Source organism: Streptosporangium fragile (assembly GCF_039534445.1).
Taxonomy (GTDB): Bacteria; Actinomycetota; Actinomycetes; order Streptosporangiales; family Streptosporangiaceae; genus Streptosporangium; species Streptosporangium fragile.
This window is the reverse complement of the sequence record NZ_BAAAVI010000004.1, coordinates 1-18,149: the sequence shown is the minus strand read 5'-3', so window position 1 is coordinate 18,149 and position 18,149 is coordinate 1. Positions and strand designations below refer to the sequence as shown.

16 protein-coding genes are annotated in these 18,149 nt (G+C 70.5%); 6 read left to right on the top strand and 10 right to left on the bottom strand.

Translation table 11 applies throughout. The features are described 5' to 3' along the window. Positions 1-209: 209 nt before the first annotated feature. From ABD841_RS03855 to ABD841_RS03840, 4 genes are read right to left on the bottom strand one after another with little or no spacing between them, the layout of a single operon-like run. Entirely contained in the window at positions 210-1,058 is an 849-nt protein-coding gene (locus ABD841_RS03855; RefSeq protein WP_344967901.1) for a sugar phosphate isomerase/epimerase family protein, read from the bottom strand. Positions 1,059-1,089: 31 nt separating this feature from the next. Beyond that, complete coding sequence (locus ABD841_RS03850; RefSeq protein WP_344967899.1) at positions 1,090-1,926, bottom strand: carbohydrate ABC transporter permease; 837 nt, start codon at positions 1,924-1,926, stop codon at positions 1,090-1,092. Continuing rightward, positions 1,920-2,807 carry a carbohydrate ABC transporter permease gene (locus tag ABD841_RS03845; protein WP_344967896.1) on the bottom strand — a complete coding sequence of 296 codons (888 nt, stop codon included), beginning with the start codon at positions 2,805-2,807 and terminating at the stop codon, positions 1,920-1,922. Before ABD841_RS03845 ends, ABD841_RS03850 begins: the two co-directional genes overlap by 7 nt. A 25-nt stretch (positions 2,808-2,832) precedes the next feature. Next, positions 2,833-4,164, bottom strand: a complete 1,332-nt coding sequence (locus ABD841_RS03840; protein WP_344967894.1) for an ABC transporter substrate-binding protein — start codon at positions 4,162-4,164, stop codon at positions 2,833-2,835. A 338-nt stretch (positions 4,165-4,502) separates the two neighbouring features. Between ABD841_RS03840 and ABD841_RS03835 the strand changes: the two genes are divergently transcribed. The 3 genes from ABD841_RS03835 (at position 4,503) to ABD841_RS03825 (ending at position 7,707) form a co-directional block, all read left to right on the top strand. Next, positions 4,503-5,504, top strand: a complete 1,002-nt coding sequence (locus ABD841_RS03835; RefSeq protein WP_344967892.1) for an SIS domain-containing protein — start codon at positions 4,503-4,505, stop codon at positions 5,502-5,504. A gap of 178 nt (positions 5,505-5,682) precedes the next feature. Further along, on the top strand, positions 5,683-6,567 hold the full coding sequence (locus ABD841_RS03830) for a PfkB family carbohydrate kinase (RefSeq protein WP_344967890.1): 885 nt from the start codon (positions 5,683-5,685) through the stop codon (positions 6,565-6,567). A gap of 42 nt (positions 6,568-6,609) precedes the next feature. Further along, positions 6,610-7,707: a LacI family DNA-binding transcriptional regulator gene (locus ABD841_RS03825; RefSeq protein WP_344967889.1), complete on the top strand. Its 1,098-nt coding sequence runs from the start codon at positions 6,610-6,612 to the stop codon at positions 7,705-7,707. A gap of 215 nt (positions 7,708-7,922) precedes the next feature. Here ABD841_RS03825 and ABD841_RS03820 read toward each other — a convergent pair whose 3' ends face one another. Next, positions 7,923-8,762, bottom strand: a complete 840-nt coding sequence (locus tag ABD841_RS03820; protein ID WP_344967887.1) for a GbsR/MarR family transcriptional regulator — start codon at positions 8,760-8,762, stop codon at positions 7,923-7,925. 378 nt (positions 8,763-9,140) lie between these two features. Between ABD841_RS03820 and ABD841_RS03815 the strand changes: the two genes are divergently transcribed. Further along, complete coding sequence (locus tag ABD841_RS03815) at positions 9,141-10,370, top strand: serine hydrolase domain-containing protein (RefSeq protein ID WP_344968218.1); 1,230 nt, start codon at positions 9,141-9,143, stop codon at positions 10,368-10,370. 248 nt (positions 10,371-10,618) lie between these two features. On the opposite strand, the gene ABD841_RS03810 is transcribed toward ABD841_RS03815, so the two are convergent. The 4 genes from ABD841_RS03810 to ABD841_RS03795 are packed head-to-tail and all read right to left on the bottom strand — an operon-like array spanning position 10,619 to position 14,269. Beyond that, positions 10,619-11,824, bottom strand: coding sequence for an ABC transporter permease (locus ABD841_RS03810; protein ID WP_344967885.1), 1,206 nt, complete (start codon positions 11,822-11,824; stop codon positions 10,619-10,621). After that, positions 11,824-12,576, bottom strand: coding sequence for an ABC transporter ATP-binding protein (locus ABD841_RS03805; RefSeq protein WP_344967883.1), 753 nt, complete (start codon positions 12,574-12,576; stop codon positions 11,824-11,826). Before ABD841_RS03805 ends, ABD841_RS03810 begins: the two co-directional genes overlap by 1 nt. Next, a complete protein-coding gene (locus tag ABD841_RS03800; RefSeq protein WP_344967881.1) occupies positions 12,573-13,709 on the bottom strand; it encodes an efflux RND transporter periplasmic adaptor subunit in 1,137 nt (378 codons plus the stop codon). The genes ABD841_RS03805 and ABD841_RS03800 overlap by 4 nt, the downstream gene beginning before the upstream one ends. After that, entirely contained in the window at positions 13,709-14,269 is a 561-nt protein-coding gene (locus tag ABD841_RS03795; protein ID WP_344967879.1) for a hypothetical protein, read from the bottom strand. Before ABD841_RS03795 ends, ABD841_RS03800 begins: the two co-directional genes overlap by 1 nt. A 205-nt stretch (positions 14,270-14,474) precedes the next feature. Here ABD841_RS03795 and ABD841_RS03790 point away from each other — a divergent pair, with 205 nt between their 5' ends. Together ABD841_RS03790 and ABD841_RS03785 are read left to right on the top strand one after the other, a co-directional pair. Beyond that, positions 14,475-15,131, top strand: a complete 657-nt coding sequence (locus ABD841_RS03790; RefSeq protein WP_344967877.1) for a response regulator transcription factor — start codon at positions 14,475-14,477, stop codon at positions 15,129-15,131. Continuing rightward, positions 15,128-16,432: a sensor histidine kinase gene (locus tag ABD841_RS03785; protein ID WP_344967875.1), complete on the top strand. Its 1,305-nt coding sequence runs from the start codon at positions 15,128-15,130 to the stop codon at positions 16,430-16,432. The genes ABD841_RS03790 and ABD841_RS03785 overlap by 4 nt, the downstream gene beginning before the upstream one ends. Positions 16,433-16,530: 98 nt before the next feature. Here the strand turns inward: ABD841_RS03785 and ABD841_RS03780 are convergent. Beyond that, on the bottom strand, positions 16,531-18,149 hold a 1,619-nt coding region (locus tag ABD841_RS03780), incomplete at its 5' end, for a TolB-like translocation protein (protein ID WP_486389200.1).

Below are 18,149 nucleotides of genomic sequence, written 5' to 3'. Positions count from 1 at the left end.
GCCCGACTTTAGGCGATGACCCGGCAGGACGTGAGACCGCCGAGGGTACGGCGGCGGGCGCGGACGGCCGAGCCCGGCGGCCGAGCCGATCCCGGCGAGCGACCGATCCCGGCGAACGGCCGATCCGATCCCGGCGGACCGGCCGTCCCGGCGAACGGCCGATCCCGGCGGACCGGCCCCGGCCGGCGACTCGCCGGTGTCCCGGAGGCTCAGGGCCGGCCGGAGGCGGCGAGCGCGGCCCGCACGGCCGCGAGGCACCGCTCCACCACCGGCCGCGGCTCGAACGCGTAACCGCCGTCGCCGAAGAGCTCGAAGGTCATGTACCCGCGGTATCCCCGGCGGTCCAGGGCGGCGAGGTAGTCGGCCAGCGGCAGCTCCCCGTCGCCCCAGGCCAGGTGTCCGGCGGGCCGGCCGTCGATCAGGTGCACGTGGCGGACGCGGTCGCCGAGGACGTCGAAGTAGTCGTCGACGCTCTCCCCGGCGACGGCCATGCCCACGGTGTCGAGCACGGCGCCCAGGTTCGGCGCGCCGATCTCGTCGAGCATCCTCGCGAGCGCGCGGGAGTCGTTGACGAGGTTCGACTCCACGCGCTGCAACGGTTCGACCACGCACGTCACCCCCAGGGTGCCGGCGTAGGCGGCGATCTCGCCGATCGCGTCGGCGGAGCGGCGCCACGCGGCCTCCACCGGTTCGTTCTCGAACCCGCGGCCCGGAGTCAGCAGGAGCAGCTCCGCTCCGAGTTCCGCGCACAGCTCGGCCGCGCGGCGGAACATGCCGATGCTCGCCGCGCGCAGCCAGGTGACGGGCGAGGCCACGTTGACCGGGTACATCACCTGCTCGGGGGTGAGGCAGCGTACCGTGAGGCCGCGCGACTCGGCGCGGCGGCGGATGGCGCGCGCCTCGGCGTCGCTCAGCTGCGGGACGTGGAGCTGCGGCGCGATGCCCCACAGCTCCACCTGCTCGCGGCCGAGGTCGGCGGCGTCGTCGAGGAACCGCTCGAACGGCAGGTGCTGGTACGCGAAGTTCGAACCGGTGATCTGCCGGAGGGAGAGAGTCATCGAGGCTCCTGCCGTACGGGGTGCGCCGCGGTCACTTGCCGACTCCGTCGGCGAGACCCTTGACGATGTAACGCTGACCGAAGATGAACAGCAGCACCACCGGGACCGCCGCGATGACCATGCCGGCGAAGACGACGGGGTAGTCGGTGCCGTGCTTGCTCATCAGGCTCGTCAGGCCCACCGGGAGGGTCTGCACGCCGGCGCCGCTGGTGAAGACCATCGCGAAGAGGTACTCGTTCCAGGCGAAGAGGATGTGCAGCATGACCGTCGAGGTGATGATCGGCTTGCACATCGGCAGGATGATCCGCCAGAAGGCCGTCCAGCGGCTGGCGCCGTCCATCTTGGCGGCCTCGTCGACCTCGTGCGGAAGGTCGATCATGTAGGCGCGGATGAGGAAGGTGGTGAAGGGCACCCGGAAGGCGGTGTACAGGATGAGCAGCGCCCAGAAACTGTTGTACAGACCCATCGCCTGGAACATCTTCACCAGCGGCACGAGCGCCACGGTGGGGGTGAGCATGAGCCCGCCGAGGATCAGCCCGGCGACCGTCCTGCTGAACGGGATCTCCACGCGGGTGAGGCCGTAGGCCGCCCAGGCGCTGATGAACACGGTGGCGATCGTCGACGTCACCGTGACGAGCACGCTGGTGGTGAGGTAGTCGCTCACCCCGCGGTTCCACGCCTTCTGGTAGTTCTCGAAACTCCAGTCGGCGGGGAGGGCGAAGGGGTTGCCGAAGAGTTCGGCGTTGGTCTTGAACCCGTTGAGGACCATCCACAGCAGCGGGTAGAGCACGATCACCGCGAGACCGAGGAGGAAGGCCCACAGGAACAGGCGTGCGATCACGCCCAGGAAGCTCAGGCGACTCACCATTCCACCCTTCTTCTGCGGGTGACCCACATCTGCGCCAGGGCGATGCCGAGGGTGATCACGAAGAGCACCGTGGCGATCGCGGCGGCGTAGCCGAAGTTGTTGCGGACAAAACCGCTCCGGTACAGCCACGTCCCCATCACCTGGGTCGAGTTGTTGGGCCCGCCGCTGGTCATCACCATGACCTCGTTGAACACCTGGAACGCGCCCGAGATGGTGACCATCATCATCAGCCCGGTCATCTCCCGCACCAGGGGGAGCGTCACGTGGATGAAACGGCGGATCGGCCCGGTGCCGTCGAGGGCCGCCGCGCCGTAGATCTCCGACGGGATGCGCTGGATCGCGACGGCGAACAGCAGGGTGGAGTACCCGAAGCCTTGCCACTGGCTCATCGCGATGATCGCGAGCATCGCGGTGCTCTCCTGGCCCAGCCACGCCTGGGTGAACTCGCCGAGCCCCACCGCTTCGAGCAGGTGGTTGAGCGGGCCCAGGTTCGGCTCGTAGATGAAGTAGAAGAGCAGGCCCGCGACGGTCAGCGAGATCGCCGAGGGAAGGAAGTAGATCGCCCGGAGGTTGCGCCGCCACCGGTCGCTCCGGATGCTCTCGATGAGCGCGGCGAGGAGGAGCGCGCCGAACACCTGGAACACGATCGAGACGACCGCGTACAGCACGTTGTTGCCGAACGACGACCAGAAGACCGGGTCGTTGAGCAGCTTGCTGTAGTTCTCCAGGCCGACGTACTCCTGCTCCCCGCTGTAGATGTCCCACTCGAGCGCGCTGAACCCGAAGTTCTGCACGAGCGGCAGGTAGACGAACACCCCGACCACCGCGAGGGCGGGGATGACCCACGCGAGCCCGAGTGCCCGGTGAAAGACGGCGCGCACCGGCACGCTCTCCCTTCGACTGGGGCTACTTGGCCGAGTTCGAGGCCTGGCGCACGCTTTCGAGCACCTTCTCCGGGGTCATGCCGCCGCTGATGAGAGCCTCACCACCGGCCAGCCACGCGTCGGAGACCTCGGGCACCGTCACCATGTCGAGCCAGCTGGCCAGCTCCGGCGCCTGGTTGACCGCCTCGATGCCCTCGAACACGGCCTTGCTCGACGTCTCGGACGTGACGGCGCCGATGACCGTGCTGGGCTGGCCGTACGGGGGCGAGGAGAGCGTCTTGGCGTTCTTCGCGCTCGTGACGAACTTCATGAAGTCGACGGCGAGCGCCACCCGCGGCGACTTGGCGTTGACGAAGTAACCCTCGGGCGCACCCTCGATCGTCTTGGGGTTGCCCGCGGCGCCCTGGGGGACCGGCAGCGGGAAGATGCCGAAGTCGTCGACGGGGAGCTTCTTCTCGCCGGTCACGGAGTCGAACTCCAGGATCTCCTGGTAGTACATCGCCGCCTTGCCGTTGGCGAACGCCTCCTGCGCCGAGGTGTAGAGCACGCCGTTGGTGCCCTTGCCGGTGTCGGTGCAGCTGTCGACGAGGGTCTTGAACTGCTTGAGCGCGCTGACGTAGCCGGGGTGGTCGAGCTTGGCCGTCTCGGGGTTGAAGTCGGCGCGGAAGACGTCGCTCGGCACGGAGTAGGCGAAGAGCTGCTGCATGTAGTGCAGCGCGGGCCAGCCGTCCTTGTTGCCGAAGGCGATGGGCTCGTACCCGGCCTCGCGCAGCGTCCGGCAGCTGCCGAGGAGCTCCTCGAAGCTGGTGGGCACCTTGATCCCGGCCTTGTCGAAGGCCTTTTTGTTGTAGCCCATGAACTTGCCGTTGTTGTACAGCGGGATGCCGTAGTACTTGCCGCCGAAGGCGAAGGCGGAGAGCGACGCCTTGCTGAAGGTCTTCCCCCACTCGGTGTCGGGGCCGATCACCTTGCTGAGGTCGGCCGCGCGGCCACCGCGCACGAAGTTCTCCGCCCAGTTACCGGTCCAGGTGAAGAAGATGTCGGGGAGGGCGTCCGAGGCGGTCAGGGTCTTGGTCTTGTCCTTGATGCTCTGGTCGGTCTCCTGGATGAGCTCGACCTTCACCTGGGGATGCGCCTTCTCGTACTCGGCGGCGAGGTCCTTGAAGTAGGGCTCAAGGGGGTCGCCGGCGAACTTGGTGAGGATGCTCAGGGTGCCGGAGAACTCCGGGGCGGCGGCGACGTCGGCCGCGGGGGCGTCGGCCGTTCCGCCACCGCCGCCGCCGGCACAGCTGGTGAGGGTGAGGACAGAGGTCCCGACGAGTGCCGCGAACGTCGTCAGTGCGCGAGGGCGCATGGCCTTCCTTTCTCTCGGGGGGAGAGGGGACCGCCGGTGCCGTGGCACCTCAGATCCGTCGTGTGGTGTCTCCAACACGAACCGTTTGGTGTGGGCTGACTGTACAGACCTTCTGATACCGGTACCAGACCCAGAAACAAGATCTTTTTTTGCTTTCCGGTTCGATGTCGTTATGTGACCTGTAATTCCTGGTCAGCGCGGTGTTCACGATACGCGGCCGGTTGCGGTGTTGACGTCGGCCGCCTACTGTGCCAGCGTGACTTCCGCGTGATACCGGTATCAGTCGCCATCAGCCACGGAGCGGCGCCGACCCCACGCACTCCCGAAAGGACACGAAGATGCTCGGCTTCAACGAGCCCGAATTCCTCTCACAGCTTGCGAGCACGGTGGCGTTGCGCCCCCAGATCGAGGAACTGGTCGACCGCCTCGTGGACGAGGGGTTCGACAACCTCTTCCTCGTCGGCGCCGGCGGAACCTACGCCCAGATGTGGCCGTACGAGCACCTCGCCCGGCGCAGCTCCACCCTCAGCGTGCGCTCCGTGATCGCGGCGGAGCTGATCGTCTCGGGCGACGCCACCCTCGGCGAGCGCTCGGTGGCGATCTTCACCTCGGTCTCGGGCACGACTGACGACAGCATCCGCGCCATCGAGTACTGCAAGTCCAAGGGCGTCTACACGATCGGCTTCACCGGGTACCCCGAGTCGCCCATCGCGCAGAACGTCGACGTCGCCCTCATCTCCGAGCCGAAGGCGTGGCCCTTCGACCCGCAGATGCTGCTCTTCATGGGCCGGCTGCTCTCGCGCAGGGGTGAGTTCGAGGGCTACGAGAAGTTCGCCGGCGAACTCGCGAACATCCCGCAGATCCTCGTCGAGGTGGCGAAGCAGGCCGAGCCCGTCGCGTCCGACTTCGCCGAGGCCCACAAGGACACCGACTACCACTTCCTCGTCGGCGGCGGGAACCTGTGGGGCTTCACCTACCTGTACTCCATGTGCATCCTCGAGGAGATGCAGTGGCTGCGCACCACCAGGGTGCACAGCGCCGAGTTCTTCCACGGCTCACTCGAACTGCTCGAAGAGGACACGAGCGTCGTCATCTTCCAGGGCGAGGACGAGACGCGTGCCCTCACCGACCGCGTCGAGTCCTTCGCCAAGCGCATCTCGAAGGACGTCACCGTCTTCGACACGCGCGACTACCCGCTTGAGGGGATCAGCCCGGAGTTCCGCGGCCTGCTCGCGCCGCTCGTCCTCGACACCGTGATGGGCCGCGTCAGCAAGCACCTCGAAAGGGTCCGCGACCACTCGCTCGACCTGCGCCGCTACTACCGCGTCATGGACTACTAGAAAGCCCCCGCCCCGCCCGGCGGACCGTCCGGGCGGGGCACCCACGCGCGGCCTTCGGCGATCCCCCTCGCACCTGCCGCAACCGACCGTCCGCGTACGCCGGCGCCCCGCCGGCGTGCGCGTCCCCCTCCCGGGCCCCCGCTCCGCAACGCACCGGGCCCGCGCACAGGAGAGTCCTATGAGAGTCCTCGGCTTCGGCGACAACGTCGTCGACCGATTCGTCGACCGCGGCATCGACTACCCGGGCGGCAACAGCGTGAACGTCGCCGTGTACGCCCACCGCCTCGGCCTCGAAGCCGGCTACCTGGGAGTCTTCGGCGACGACGAGCTCGGCCGCTTCCTGGTCGAGGCGATCACCGCCCAGGGGATCGCCGTCGACCGCTGTGTCGTGCGAGCCGGTGAGACCGGCGTCTCCACCCTGCGCGTCGACGACGGCGACCGCGTCTTCCTCGGCTGGAACGGCGGCGGGGTCACGGTGCGGGAGCCGCTCGTGCTCGACGACGGGCTGCTCGGCTACGTGTCGTCCTTCGACCTCGTGCACTCAAGCGTGTACTCCGGCAGCGAGAGCGAACTGCCGAAGCTGGCCGGACTCGGCACGCTGGTGAGCTTCGACCTCTCCAGCGAGGACGAGTACCGCACCCCCGCGTACCTCGACCGCGTCTGCCCGCACACCGACCTGGTGCTGATGTCCTGCTCCCACCTCGACGAAACCGCCACGCGCACGCTCCTGGCCGAGGTCGTGCGGCGGGGCGCGGGGCTCGCGCTCGCCACCCGCGGCGTGGACGGGGCGATCGCGTACGACGGCCACGTCACGGTCGAGGCTCCGGCGCGCCGGGTGGACGACCCGGGGCAGATCATCGACACCATGGGCTGCGGGGACGCCTTCCTCGCCGGATTCGAGGTCTCCCTGCTGCGCGCCGGCTGGTCCACGAGCACCCCGCCGCGACATGACATGATCGAAAGAGCCCTGCGCGACGGCGCGGAAGCCGCCTACGATCAGTGCTTCGTCGAAGGCGCGTTCGGCCACGGCAGACCCACCGCCGTGGTGACCGGCCGTGGTTAGCATGTGGCGATCCTCCGAACGTGAGAAATGAGGGCGGGATCCATGCCAGCTGACCGGAGCCAGGCGGCGGGGCCGCCGACGATCTCCGAGGTGGCCGCCGAGGCCGGCGTCGGCCGCGCGACCGCGGCCCGCACGCTCGGCGGGTATGGGTACGTCAGCCCGGAACTGCGGGAGCGGGTGCTCGCGGCGGCCGAGAAGCTCGGCTACCGCGCGAACGCGCTCGCGCGCAGCATGTCGACAGGCGTGAGCCACACCCTGGGAGTGATCGTCGCCGATATCGGCAATCCCTTCTTCGCCGGCGTGATGCGCGGCATCTCCGACACCTCCCGCGCCCGGGGCTTCGACACGATCGTGCTGAGCACGTACGAGAACCTCGACGAGGAGGTCGCGGCGATGAACGTGCTCATCGACAAGCGCGTCGACGGCATCATCGTCGCGTCGGCCGCGGTCGCCCGCGGCGAGGTCGCGCACATCAAGGCGGCGATGGACCGGGGCATCCCCGTCGTCCTCGTCGACCGTGCGGTCGCGTCGCTCGACCTCGACGCGGTCGTCATCGACAACCGCGACGCGGCGCGGGAGGCGGTCGAGATGCTCATCGCGGCCGGGCACCGCCGCATCGGATTCGTGTGGGGGCCGTCCGCGGCGAAGGGGCCCGTCACCCGGCGCGGGCTGCTGGCGGAGACGTCCCGCAACCTGTGGACCGACGGGGAGCGCCTGCGCGGATACCTCGACGCGCTCGACGACGCGCGCATCCTCTTCGACCCCGAGCTGGTGATGGTCGGGCCCAAGACCGAGGAGCGGGCGACCCAGGAGGTCGCCCGCATGCTCGCCCTCCCCGACCGCATAACCGCGGTGTTCTGCACCGAGACCGAGGCGGTGACGGGAGCCCTGCGCGCCCTGCGGGCGGCGGGACTCTCCTACCCGCGTGACATCGCGCTGATCGGTTTCGACGACAGCGCCTGGGCGGCGGTCATGGAGCCGCCCCTGACGATGATCGAGCAGCCCGTGCACCAGCTCGGCGCGAAGGCGGCGGAGGTGCTCCTCGACACGCTTGAGGGAGCCGAACCCCGCCGCGAGATGCACACCCTCCGCTCACGTCTCATCGTGCGGTCCTCGGTCGCCCCGCCGCCCGGCTCCTGAGCCGGGCGGCCTCCCGCCACGCCCGCGTCCCTCCCGCACGGCGGGAAGACCGCCGCGGTGCCCCCGGCTCGCCGACGCGGCAGGCCCGGCCGCGCGCCCCGAGGCCGGAGCCCTCGGATCGTCGCAGGGCTCTCCGGGGGTGAACACCCGTGCCTGCAAGAGCGCGAGGCGGGCGGCGGAGGCGGTCCGGCTCCGGCCGTCCACCGGGCGGCCGTTCACGAAACACCCTCCGCCCCCGAGGCGGGCCTGTCAGAGCGTTGCCGATCACCCGCCGGCTGCCCGCTCGTCTTCTCGGTCCAGTACGCGAGTTCATCCCGTGTGGTCGGCGTGTCCGGGTGCCGGGCGCTCCGGGCGGCCTGGCTCTGCCGCCACTGCTCCATGACCTGCCGGAGGGCCTCGCTCACGAGGAGAAGGAATTCGGCGGAGGACTCGAAGCGGGCACCCGCCGGGGTCGCGGTCCCGAAAATCTCGGCTCCGCGCTGCGATGCGGCCACCAGGGCGTCGTTCATCTGCAGAGATGCGCGGAGGGACCGGAGCCAGATCTCATCGTCGATGACATAACGTTCGCGGCGCTCGCCGGGAACTCGGTCCCGCCTGAGCATTCCCTGCTGTTCGAGGAAGGCGACGGCGTGCGAGATCGACGCAGGGCTGACGCGAAGCCGCTGGACCAGGTCGGCGGCGGTGAGAGCGCCGGAGTCGGTGATCTGCAGGCAGGCCATCACTCTGGCCTCCATCCGGGGCAGCCCCTGCCGAACGAGGAGGGCGGTGAAGGACTCCGTGAAGTCCCGGACCGCTTGGGGGTCCCGCCCATGGCCGCTGCCGGGGACCGGCGGCGCCGGAGGCCGGGCCTGCTTGTGCCGGCGCGCACGATGGCGTGTGGCCTCGTGCGCCCGGTCCGCCCGGTAACCGCCGGGTCCGCCGTTGCGGGTGACCTCGCGCATGATGGTCGAGGCGGGCCGCCCCAGGCGCTTGCCGATCTCTGTGTATCCGAGTCCCTCGGCCAGCCCCGCAGCGATGTGCTGACGGTCCTCATTGGTGAGTCTGCCTCCGGGCATCGGTGCTCGTCTCCCATGTGTCGACATGCGCGGGACCCGGTGCCCGCGCACCCGCTGCACAGTATGCATTCACTCGCATCTCATTGCAATGCAAAACTGATCATTGATTGCATTCAGCTTCACACTCATTGCAAATGAGACCGCTATTACTGGGAGAAGCAGGAAAAACAGGCCCTCGTCGTATGTTGACTGATTTCTGAACGCAATGTAGCGTCGCAGGCGTTCAGAGATTCCCGAACGACGGCGGATGCCGGTGACGCCGCAGAGGGAGTCCCCAGGACCGAGCTCACCCCGACCCCCGTGCGTCGCCCATCGAAGCCATGAGCGCCAGGCCGGGACGGTCCGGCAGATCGAACACTGTGCGCAAGGAGATTCATGATGGAAAAAAGCAACAGCGGTTTCTCCGAAACGGGGCTGCGCAGACTGCGCGACGTGCTGGCACGGCATGTCGAGACCGGGAAGATCCCCGGACTCGTCGCCCTGGTCAGCCGGGGCGGTGAGACGCACGTCGAAGCGATCGGGACGATGCGCCATCACGGTGGCACGCCGATGCGCCGGGACACCATCTTCCGGATGGCCTCCACGTCCAAGCCGGTCGCGATCGCGGCGGCGATGGTCCTGCTGGACGAGTGCAGGCTGCGGCTGGACGATTCGGTGGAGCCGTGGCTGCCCGAACTCGCCGACCGGCGGGTGCTGAAGCGGATCGACGGCCCGCTGGACGACACCGTGCCGGCGCGGCGGCCGATCACCGTACGGGACCTGCTGACCTCCACGTTCGGACTCGGCATGGATATGACGGCGCTGGGCACGCCGATCATGGGCGCGATCTTCGAGCAGGGGCTCACGCCCTCGGGACCGGAGCCGATGCCCGAGCCGGACGAGTGGATGCGCCGCCTCGGCGCGCTTCCGCTGATGCACCAGCCCGGAGAACACTGGCAGTACCACATCAGCAACGATCTGATCGGCGTGCTGGTGGCCAGGGTCACCGGCCAGTCGTATGAGACGTTCCTGCGCGAACGCATCTTCGACCCCCTGGGCATGACCGACACCGGTTTCCACGTGCCCGCCGACAAGATCGACCGGCTGCCGACCCTCTACGCCCCCGACCCGCAGACCGGAGAGTTCCTCGTGTGGGACGAGGCCAAGGGGGGACGCCACAGCCGGCCTCCGGCGTTCCAGGGCGGCGGCGGCGGGCTGGTCTCCACCGTCGACGACTACCACGCCTACTTCCGGATGCTGCTCAACCACGGGATGCACGGCAGCGAACGGATCCTGTCCCGGCCCGCCGTCCAGCTGATGACCACCAACCGCCTCACGCCCGAGCAGCAAGCCGCCCGGCACGCCATGGCCGTCAACAACGTCCATGTGTCCCACGGCCAGGGGCAGCACGGCGGCTGGGGCATGGGGATGGCGGTGCGCACCTACCGCGGCGACTACGCGCCCGTCGGCCAGTTCGGCTGGGACGGCGGAAGCGGCACCACCACCTACGCCGACCCGGACAACCAGCTCACCGGGCTCCTGCTCACCCAGGTCGGGCTGTCCACCCCGGATTCGGCGCGGCTTATCCACGACTTCTGGACCACGCTCTACCAGGCGATCGACGACTGACACCGACCCTGCGCCCGGTACGCCCGCGCCTGGTATGCCCGCCCCCAACCCACGACACCCGACGGGCAGCCCTGGCGGCCGAACCGTCGATGGTTCCGCGGTGCGGATCACGCGGCGGCGGCCCTCGTCGTGCAGGAACTGCAGCAGGCGCAACGTCTTGAAGACGCGGCCGTAGTGCACGGCCTGTCCCGGCACGGCGGGTCCGGGTCGGCCTGCCCCGGCACGGCGGACAGCCCCGATCGCCAGGTTCACGGTGTGGCGAGCGCCTCCGTGGGGGCGAGGCGGGAGGCGCGGATCGCCGGGTAGAGACCGGCCAGAGCACCGATGGCGAGGGTGGCGGTGACTCCACCGAGCACCGCCCACGGCGGGACGATGGCCGGCCAGCCCTGGTAGACGGCGTAACCGGAGGTGACCGCGGTGCCCAGCACCGTACCGCCGACCCCGCCGAGGGCGGAGAGGAGAAGCGACTCGGCGAGGAACTGGATGCGGATCTGGCCCCGGGTCGCGCCCAGCGAGCGGCGCAGGCCGATCTCGGCCCGTCGTTCCAGCACCGAGATGACCATGGTGTTGGCCACCCCGACACCGCCGACGAGCAGGGCCACCGCGCCCAGGCCGAGCAGCAGCCCGGTGAACGCCTCGCCCGCGGCCTGCTGGGCGGCGAGCGCGTCCGAGGGACGGGAGACCTCGACCTCGTTGGGGGCCTCCGGGTTGGCGGTGGCGCCGAGCACCGCGCGGACCGCCTCCACCTGCGACTCCTCGGAGCGGGTGTAAATGGTGGTCGGATGCCCGTCGAAGCCGAGTTCGGACTCGGCCGCCGGCCAGCCGACCAGCGCCGCGTTGTCCAGCTCGGGGGCGAGCGGGGCCGGAGCGAGGACGCCGACGACGGTGAACCATTCGCCGCCGATCAGCACCTGCGTGCCAGGACCCGCGTGGCCGATCCCGAGCCGTTCCGCGGCGGTCGCGCCGAGCACCGTCGCCGGGTAGGTGCCGGTGGCGGCGTTGAGCCAGGTGCCGCTGCGGACCTGCGCCCCGATGGTGGAGCGCAGATCGACGCGGGCGGCGTAGGCCGCGATCCCGTTGGTCTCCGTCGCGGGGATCTTGTCGGTGCGGTAGACCTTGGCATCGCCGACCCGACCGACGGCCGACACCGACTCCACCGGCCCGATCCGGCCCACCATCACCTCCGACTCGACGGGCAGCCGGGCCTGCTCACCGGTCATGGTCGTGCCCGGCGAGACGGTGAGCAGGTTGGTGCCCAGCGAGGCGAGGGTGCGGTCGAGATCGGCGCGGGACGAGGAGGAGATGCCGACCACGGCGACCATCGCGGCTATGCCGATGGCGATGCCCAGCGCGGAGAGGAAGGCCCGCAACGGGCGGGTGCGCAGGCCCACCGCGCCGACCTTGACCACATCACGCGGCCGCATCCGAGCCGGCCGCATCACGTCGGCGGCCATCAGCCCTCCCTCGGCACGGTGACGTCCGGCACCGCGACATCCGACACGACGACGTCCGGCACCGCGACATCCGACACGACGACGTCGCGCCGCGCGGAGTCGGCCACCACCCGGCCGTCGCGCATCCGCACCTGGCGGGGCAGGGACGCGGCGATCTCCCGATCATGCGTAATGATCACAACGGTGGTGCCGGCGGCGTGCAGCTCCCGCAGCAGCCGCATCACCCCGGCCCCGGAGGCGGAGTCGAGGGCGCCGGTCGGCTCGTCGGCGAGCAGCAGCGGGGGATCACCGGCCACGGCCCGCGCGACGGCGACGCGCTGGCGCTCGCCGCCGGACAGCTCGTGCGGCTCGTGGTCCATGCGGTGGCCGAGGCCGACCCGCTCCAGCGCCGCCGCGGCCCGGCGGCGCCGCTCGCCGGGCCGCAGCCCGGAGTACAGGAGCCCGTCTGCCACGTTGTCCAGCGCCGAAGTGCGCGCGGCGAGGTGGAACTGCTGGAAGACGAAGCCGATGCGGCTCGCCCGCAGCGCGGACAGCTCGGCGTCGGAGAGCCGGGCCACGTCGTACCCGTCGATGCGCACGCTGCCCGACGTGGGCCGGTCAAGGGTGCCGAGCACGTTGAGCATGGTCGACTTGCCGGAACCGGACGGACCCACGATGGCGACGAGCTCGCCGCGGCCGATGCGCAGCGAGACACCGGCGAGCGCGGTGACGCCGCCGGGATAGACCTTGGTCACATCCGTCAGGGAGATCATTTCGGTATCCCCACGGTCGTGCCCTCGGTGATCCCGTCTCCGGAGATCTCCACCTGCCCGCCGGCGAAAAGGCCGGTCCGGACGGGGACGTACGCCGAGGTGGAGCCCGTGACGACCTCCACGCCGAAGCCGCCCTCCTGCAGCGCCAGCAGCGCGGCGACCGGGACGGTGAGCACGTTCTCCCGCGTACCGGCGGTGAAGGAGACGTCCACCGAGGCCAGGGCGTAGGCGTCGGCGGCCTTCCGGGCCTTCTTACCGGTGAGCTCGACCACCACCTCGACCTTGGTCTGCGGGTCGTCACCCGGGCCGTCGCCCGGCTCGATCACTGTGGTGACCTCGTCGACGCGGCCGTTGACGGTCGTGTCGTCGGGGAGCGTGACGGTGACCTTGGCGCCTTTCTTCGCCAGCCGCTGGTCGGCGGCGTCGAGTTCCACGGTGACGGCCTTGGTGGTGCCGGTGTACGAGAGCACCTTGCGGCCGGGTGCCGTCGGGTCGCCCTTCCCCGCCTGGAGGCTGTCCACGCGGACGGCGCGGGGGGCGAAGACAACGCGTCCGAGCTCGACGACGCCGGTCTCGTCCAGGCCCCGGTCCTCCTGCCACTGTCCGACCGCCTCCGCCGTGGCGTAGGTGTACTCCTCGTCCACCGTGAACCCGCTGTAGCCGAGGGCGCTCAGGTTCCTCTCCAACTGTTCGACGTCCCGGCCCTCGGTGCCCGGCTGTAGCGCGCGGTACGCGGGCATCGAGCCGTACATCAGCGTCACCGGCCTGCCGTCCACCTCGTACAGCGTCTCACCACGGGTGATCCGCTCGCCGGTGTCGGGCAGGCGGGTGAGCGTGCCGGGCAGCCGGCTGGTCGCGGCGGTGGCCGGTCCGTAACCGAGTTCCCCGTCGGCGCTCCGGGCGTCGGTGAGCGTCTCCCGGGTCACCTGGGTGGTCTTCGGCGGGAGCGCGCTCTGCGCCGTACCGCCCACCGGGCCGCCGCCGAGGCCGAACGCGGCGGCGGTCACGGCGGCGGTCACGGCGCCCGCGGCCACGACGACGACCGCGGCGGCGACCCGCCCGCCACCGCGCCCACGCCGGCGTGGGCGCACCTCCTCCGCGGGCGCCCGCTCCTCCACGGCGGCTCCGCCCATCACTGGCCTCCCGTGGCCGGGCCGGCCGGGCCGGCCGGGCCACCCGAGAAGATGTCCTGGCAGTTCTCCTGGGCCTTGGCGAAGTCCGGGTCGTCACCGATCTTGCCGTCGATCCTGACCCCGCGCTGACCGGGTGCGGGGTCGGGGAACTCCTCCACACCGTTCTCGCGCATGCACGCGGCGAACCTGCGGCCTCTCTCCTCCGCCTCGGGGTCCGGCTTCGCGGAGCCGTTCGCCATCGGGTCGTACTCCCGGCAGGCCTCCATGGCCTTCTGCACCGTCGCCCGGTCGACGCTCTTGTCCTTGCCTATCACGAGCCGGACACCCTTGCCCGGCTCCGGGTCGTCCATGTCGACACCGTTCTCGCGCATGCACTGCGCGAACTTCAGTCCCATCTCGTCCGGGCTCAGGCTCGCGGCGGCGCTGCCGCCGCCGTCCTTCTTGGCGCCGCCCGCCGAGGCCACCGTGGTGCCACCGCCGTCGTCCGAGCCGCATCCCGTCACGGTCAGCATCAGCGCCAGCGGCAGTGCCGCCAGCGCGCCGCGGGTGCGCAGTCGCATCGCGTCGTCTCCTCCGGTCATGGCCGGACCGGTTCCGGCCTGTCAGGAGGCGATGCAACGCGACGGCGCGTTTCCCCGGCGTTTCCGCGGGCGCGGGGAAAGGATCACTAACGGAAAGGAAACACCCCGATGGGCGACCATTGCCCGGGGAGCCGTCCCACGCCGATACGCGGAACGGTTCCGCGCGTGGAAAGGAAGACGACAGATGCGGGTGCTGGTGGTGGAGGACGAGCCGTTGCTCGCCGACGCGATCGCCGAGTGGCTGCGCGACGAGACCCACGCGGTCGACATCGCCTACGACGGCGCGGCGGCGCTGGAGCGGGCAGGCGTCAACGACTACGACGTGGTCGTCCTCGACCGGGACCTGCCCGCCGTGCACGGCGACGACGTCTGCCGCGCACTGGTCGGGGCCGGGTCGGCGGCGCGGGTACTGATGCTCACCGCCGCCGCCGAGGTCACCGACCGGGTGAACGGCCTCTCGCTCGGCGCCGACGACTACCTCACCAAGCCCTTCGCCTTCCCCGAGCTGGCCGCCCGCGTCCAAGCACTCGGGCGGCGCTCCCGCCCGGCCGCGCCGCCGGTGCTGCGCCGCGCGGGCATCACCCTGGACCCGGCGCGCCGCGAGGTGTTCCGCGACAGCCGCTACGTGCCGTTGTCGAAGAAGGAGTTCGCCGTGCTCGCCGAGCTGCTGCGCGCCGACGGGGCCGCGGTCTCCACCGAGCACCTGCTGGAGAAGGCGTGGGACGAGCACGCGGACCCGTTCACCGGCGCCGTCCGGCTCGCCGTCCTCAAACTGCGCCGCAAGCTCGGCGACCCGCCGGTCGTCGAGACCGTCACGGGAGTGGGGTACCGGATCCCGTGAACGTCCCGAAGCCGCCGCCGCGCCGCATCAGCCTGCGGGCCCGGCTGACCCTGATCTACGGCGGCCTGTTCCTCGTCGCCGGGATGGTGTTGCTCGGCACCACGTACGCGCTGTTCAACCAGGAGCTCACACGCCGCGGGATGAAGGTCCTCGCCCGCACGACGCTTCCCGCCCAGTCCGCGCCGTCCCCGACCGGGAACGGCGCGCCGTCCCGGCAGCTGTTCGCGTTCACCGGCGACGGCGACATCCTCACCCAGGCCGACGCCCAGAAATGGATGGACGACCAGCAGGACAGGCTGCACGAGGCCGCGACCGCCTCGCTGCTCACCCAGGGCGGGATCGCGCTCGTCGTCGTCGGCGGCGCCGCGGCGGGCTTCGGCTGGCTGGTCGCCGGCCGGGTGCTCGCGCCGCTCCACCGGGTCACCGACACCGCCCGGCGAATCGCCGCGGCCCCGGCGGCCGACCGCGGGCTGCACGAGCGCATCGCCCTGCGCGGCCCGGACGACGAGGTCAAGGATCTCGCCGACACCTTCGACACCATGGTCGAGCGGCTCGACCGGTCCTTCGACGGGCAGCGCCGTTTCGTCGCCAACGCCTCACACGAGCTGCGCACCCCGCTGACCCTGGGCCGGGCGTTGGTCGAGCTGGCCATGCACCGCAAGACGGCCTCCGAGGACGTCAAACAGCTGGGTGAGAACCTGCTGGAGATCAACTCCCGGCACGAGCGGCTGATCGCCGGGCTGCTCCTGCTGGCCGGTTCGGAGAACGAGGTCACCGAACGGCTCCCCGTCGACCTGGCCGACGTGGTCGGCCACGTGGTCGCGCAGACGGCCCTGGAAGCGGAGCAGGCCGGGATCACCGTGAACGAGCGGGCGGACGAGGCACCCACCGCCGGCGACGCGCTTCTGCTGGAGCGGCTGGTGCACAACCTGGTGGAGAACGGCATCCGGCACAACACCGGGGACGGTGGCTGGGTGCGCGTCGTCAGCCGTACCCGGGACGACGGCCGGGCTGAGGTGGAGGTGAGCAACACCGGACCGGTGGTGCCGCCGTACGAGATCCCGGCGCTCTTCGAGCCGTTCCGCCGTCTGGGCGGCGACCGCCTGGTCACCGCCAAGGGCGCCGGGCTCGGCCTGTCCATCGTGCGCTCCGTCGCCCGGGCCCACGGCGGTGAGGTCACCGCCCGCCCGCGGGAGGGCGGCGGCCTGGTGGTGACCGTGACCCTGCCCGCCTGCCCCGACGGGGTGCGACGGAACGGGCGTGACGTGCACGGTCTCACCGGGCACGGCGGAACGGGGTGACGTGCACGGTCTCACCGGACACGGCCCGCACCACACGATCACCCCGCCGTTCATCCTCGGCGTCGAGCCACCTCGGACGGGGTGCGGCGCTCGTCCGCTCAGCTGACCCTGGTGTAGCGCAGGAACTGATCCTCGAACTCCTTGGGGTTGGTGCTGGTGGCGAGCACCCGCTTCACCTGGCCCTTGAAGTCGATCAGCACGGCCTCGATGAGGGAGCCCCGCTCCCGCCAGACCACGATGTGCTGGTCGTCGTACCAGCCGATGGCCCGCTTGGTCTCGAACGGGATCCGGACCTTCGGCTCCCCGTCGGCGGTGGTGGACCAGACGCAGATCTCCTTGGTGGTCCCCTTGCAGTATGTGATGAGCAGCTTGCCGGACGGGGCGATGTCGTCCCCGTCGACCCAGAGCGGGGTGCCCACGTCCAACAGGGTCTGCAGGACGGTGCCCTCCAGGTCGTAGAAGCGGACGCGGTTGGTCTTACCGTTGATCGCCCAGTTGCCGACCGCCCGGCCGTCACCTCGCCAGAAGTAGGTCCATGTCGTCCCCACGTCCTTCTCCTTCGCCGGGACGAGCGTGACCTTCTTCGTGGCGATGTCGATGACCGCGTAACCGCATGGCTTCTGAGCGGCGTCGTCCTCGACCGTCTCGCACACGGTGACCAGGCCCTTGGTGCCGTCCGGCGACCACTGCGGGTAGATCGCGTAGAACGGCGATCTGGTGATCTTCACCTCACTGGCCGCCCCGGTCTTGTGGTCGACGATCGAGAGGATGTCCTCGTTGGCATCGTTGTAGTAACGATGCGTGGCGAGGGCCTGGGTGCCCGAGGGGTTCAGCGTGTAGTGGGCGTACTTGTTGCTCTTGGCGAACTCGTGGGTGCCGGCCTTGCGAACGTAGAGGGCGCGGTCGTTTCCCGCCTTCGTGGTGTACGAGGTCAGCTTGATCGGATCCTCGTCGCTCTCGTGGATCGTGACGGAGGTGCCCGGGAGCTTGACCTCGCGATCCACGGTGGGCACCGAGGGGGTGGGGGTGGCGGTGGACCCGGCTCCCGCCCGCGGGCTGGAGCCGACGTCAGGCGTGGTTCCGCCCCGGGTCACCAGTGTGACCGTCACCGCGACGAGCGTGAGCGCGAGCCCCGCGCCGACCACGGTCCAGATCCGGCGCATGCGCCTTTGCCCGCCGGGGAACGGCTTCACCCCCGGCCCCGGCGGGTAGCCCACCTCCTGGAGAACGGGCCCGTACGACGGCGGGTACCCGCTCGAATTGATCTGGCGGTTCTGTGGAACCGTCTGGTACGGCACACCGGTCTGGTAGGGCGCGTGACTGTGCGGATCCGTCTGATACGGCACACCGACCTGCGGCCCCGTCTGATACGGCACACCGACCTGGTGGGGCGCGTGACTGTGCGGATCCGTCTGATACGGCACACCGACCTGCGGCCCCGTCTGATACGGCACACCGACCTGGTGGGGCGCGTGACTGTGCGGATCCGTCTGGTACGGCACACCGACCTGGTGGGGGTGGTTGTCCGGGCCGGTCTGCCAGGCCGCGGCGGCCACACCCTCGGCGAGCATGCCCCGGGGGGAGAGGGGTGCAGGGGCGCTCTGCGTGCCCGGACCGCCGGTCGCGCCGCCGGCGTGCCCGAGCAGCCGCATCAGCGCCTCACCCGCGCTGGGCCGCCGCGCGGGATCCTTGGCCAGGCACTGCCCGACCAGGTCCC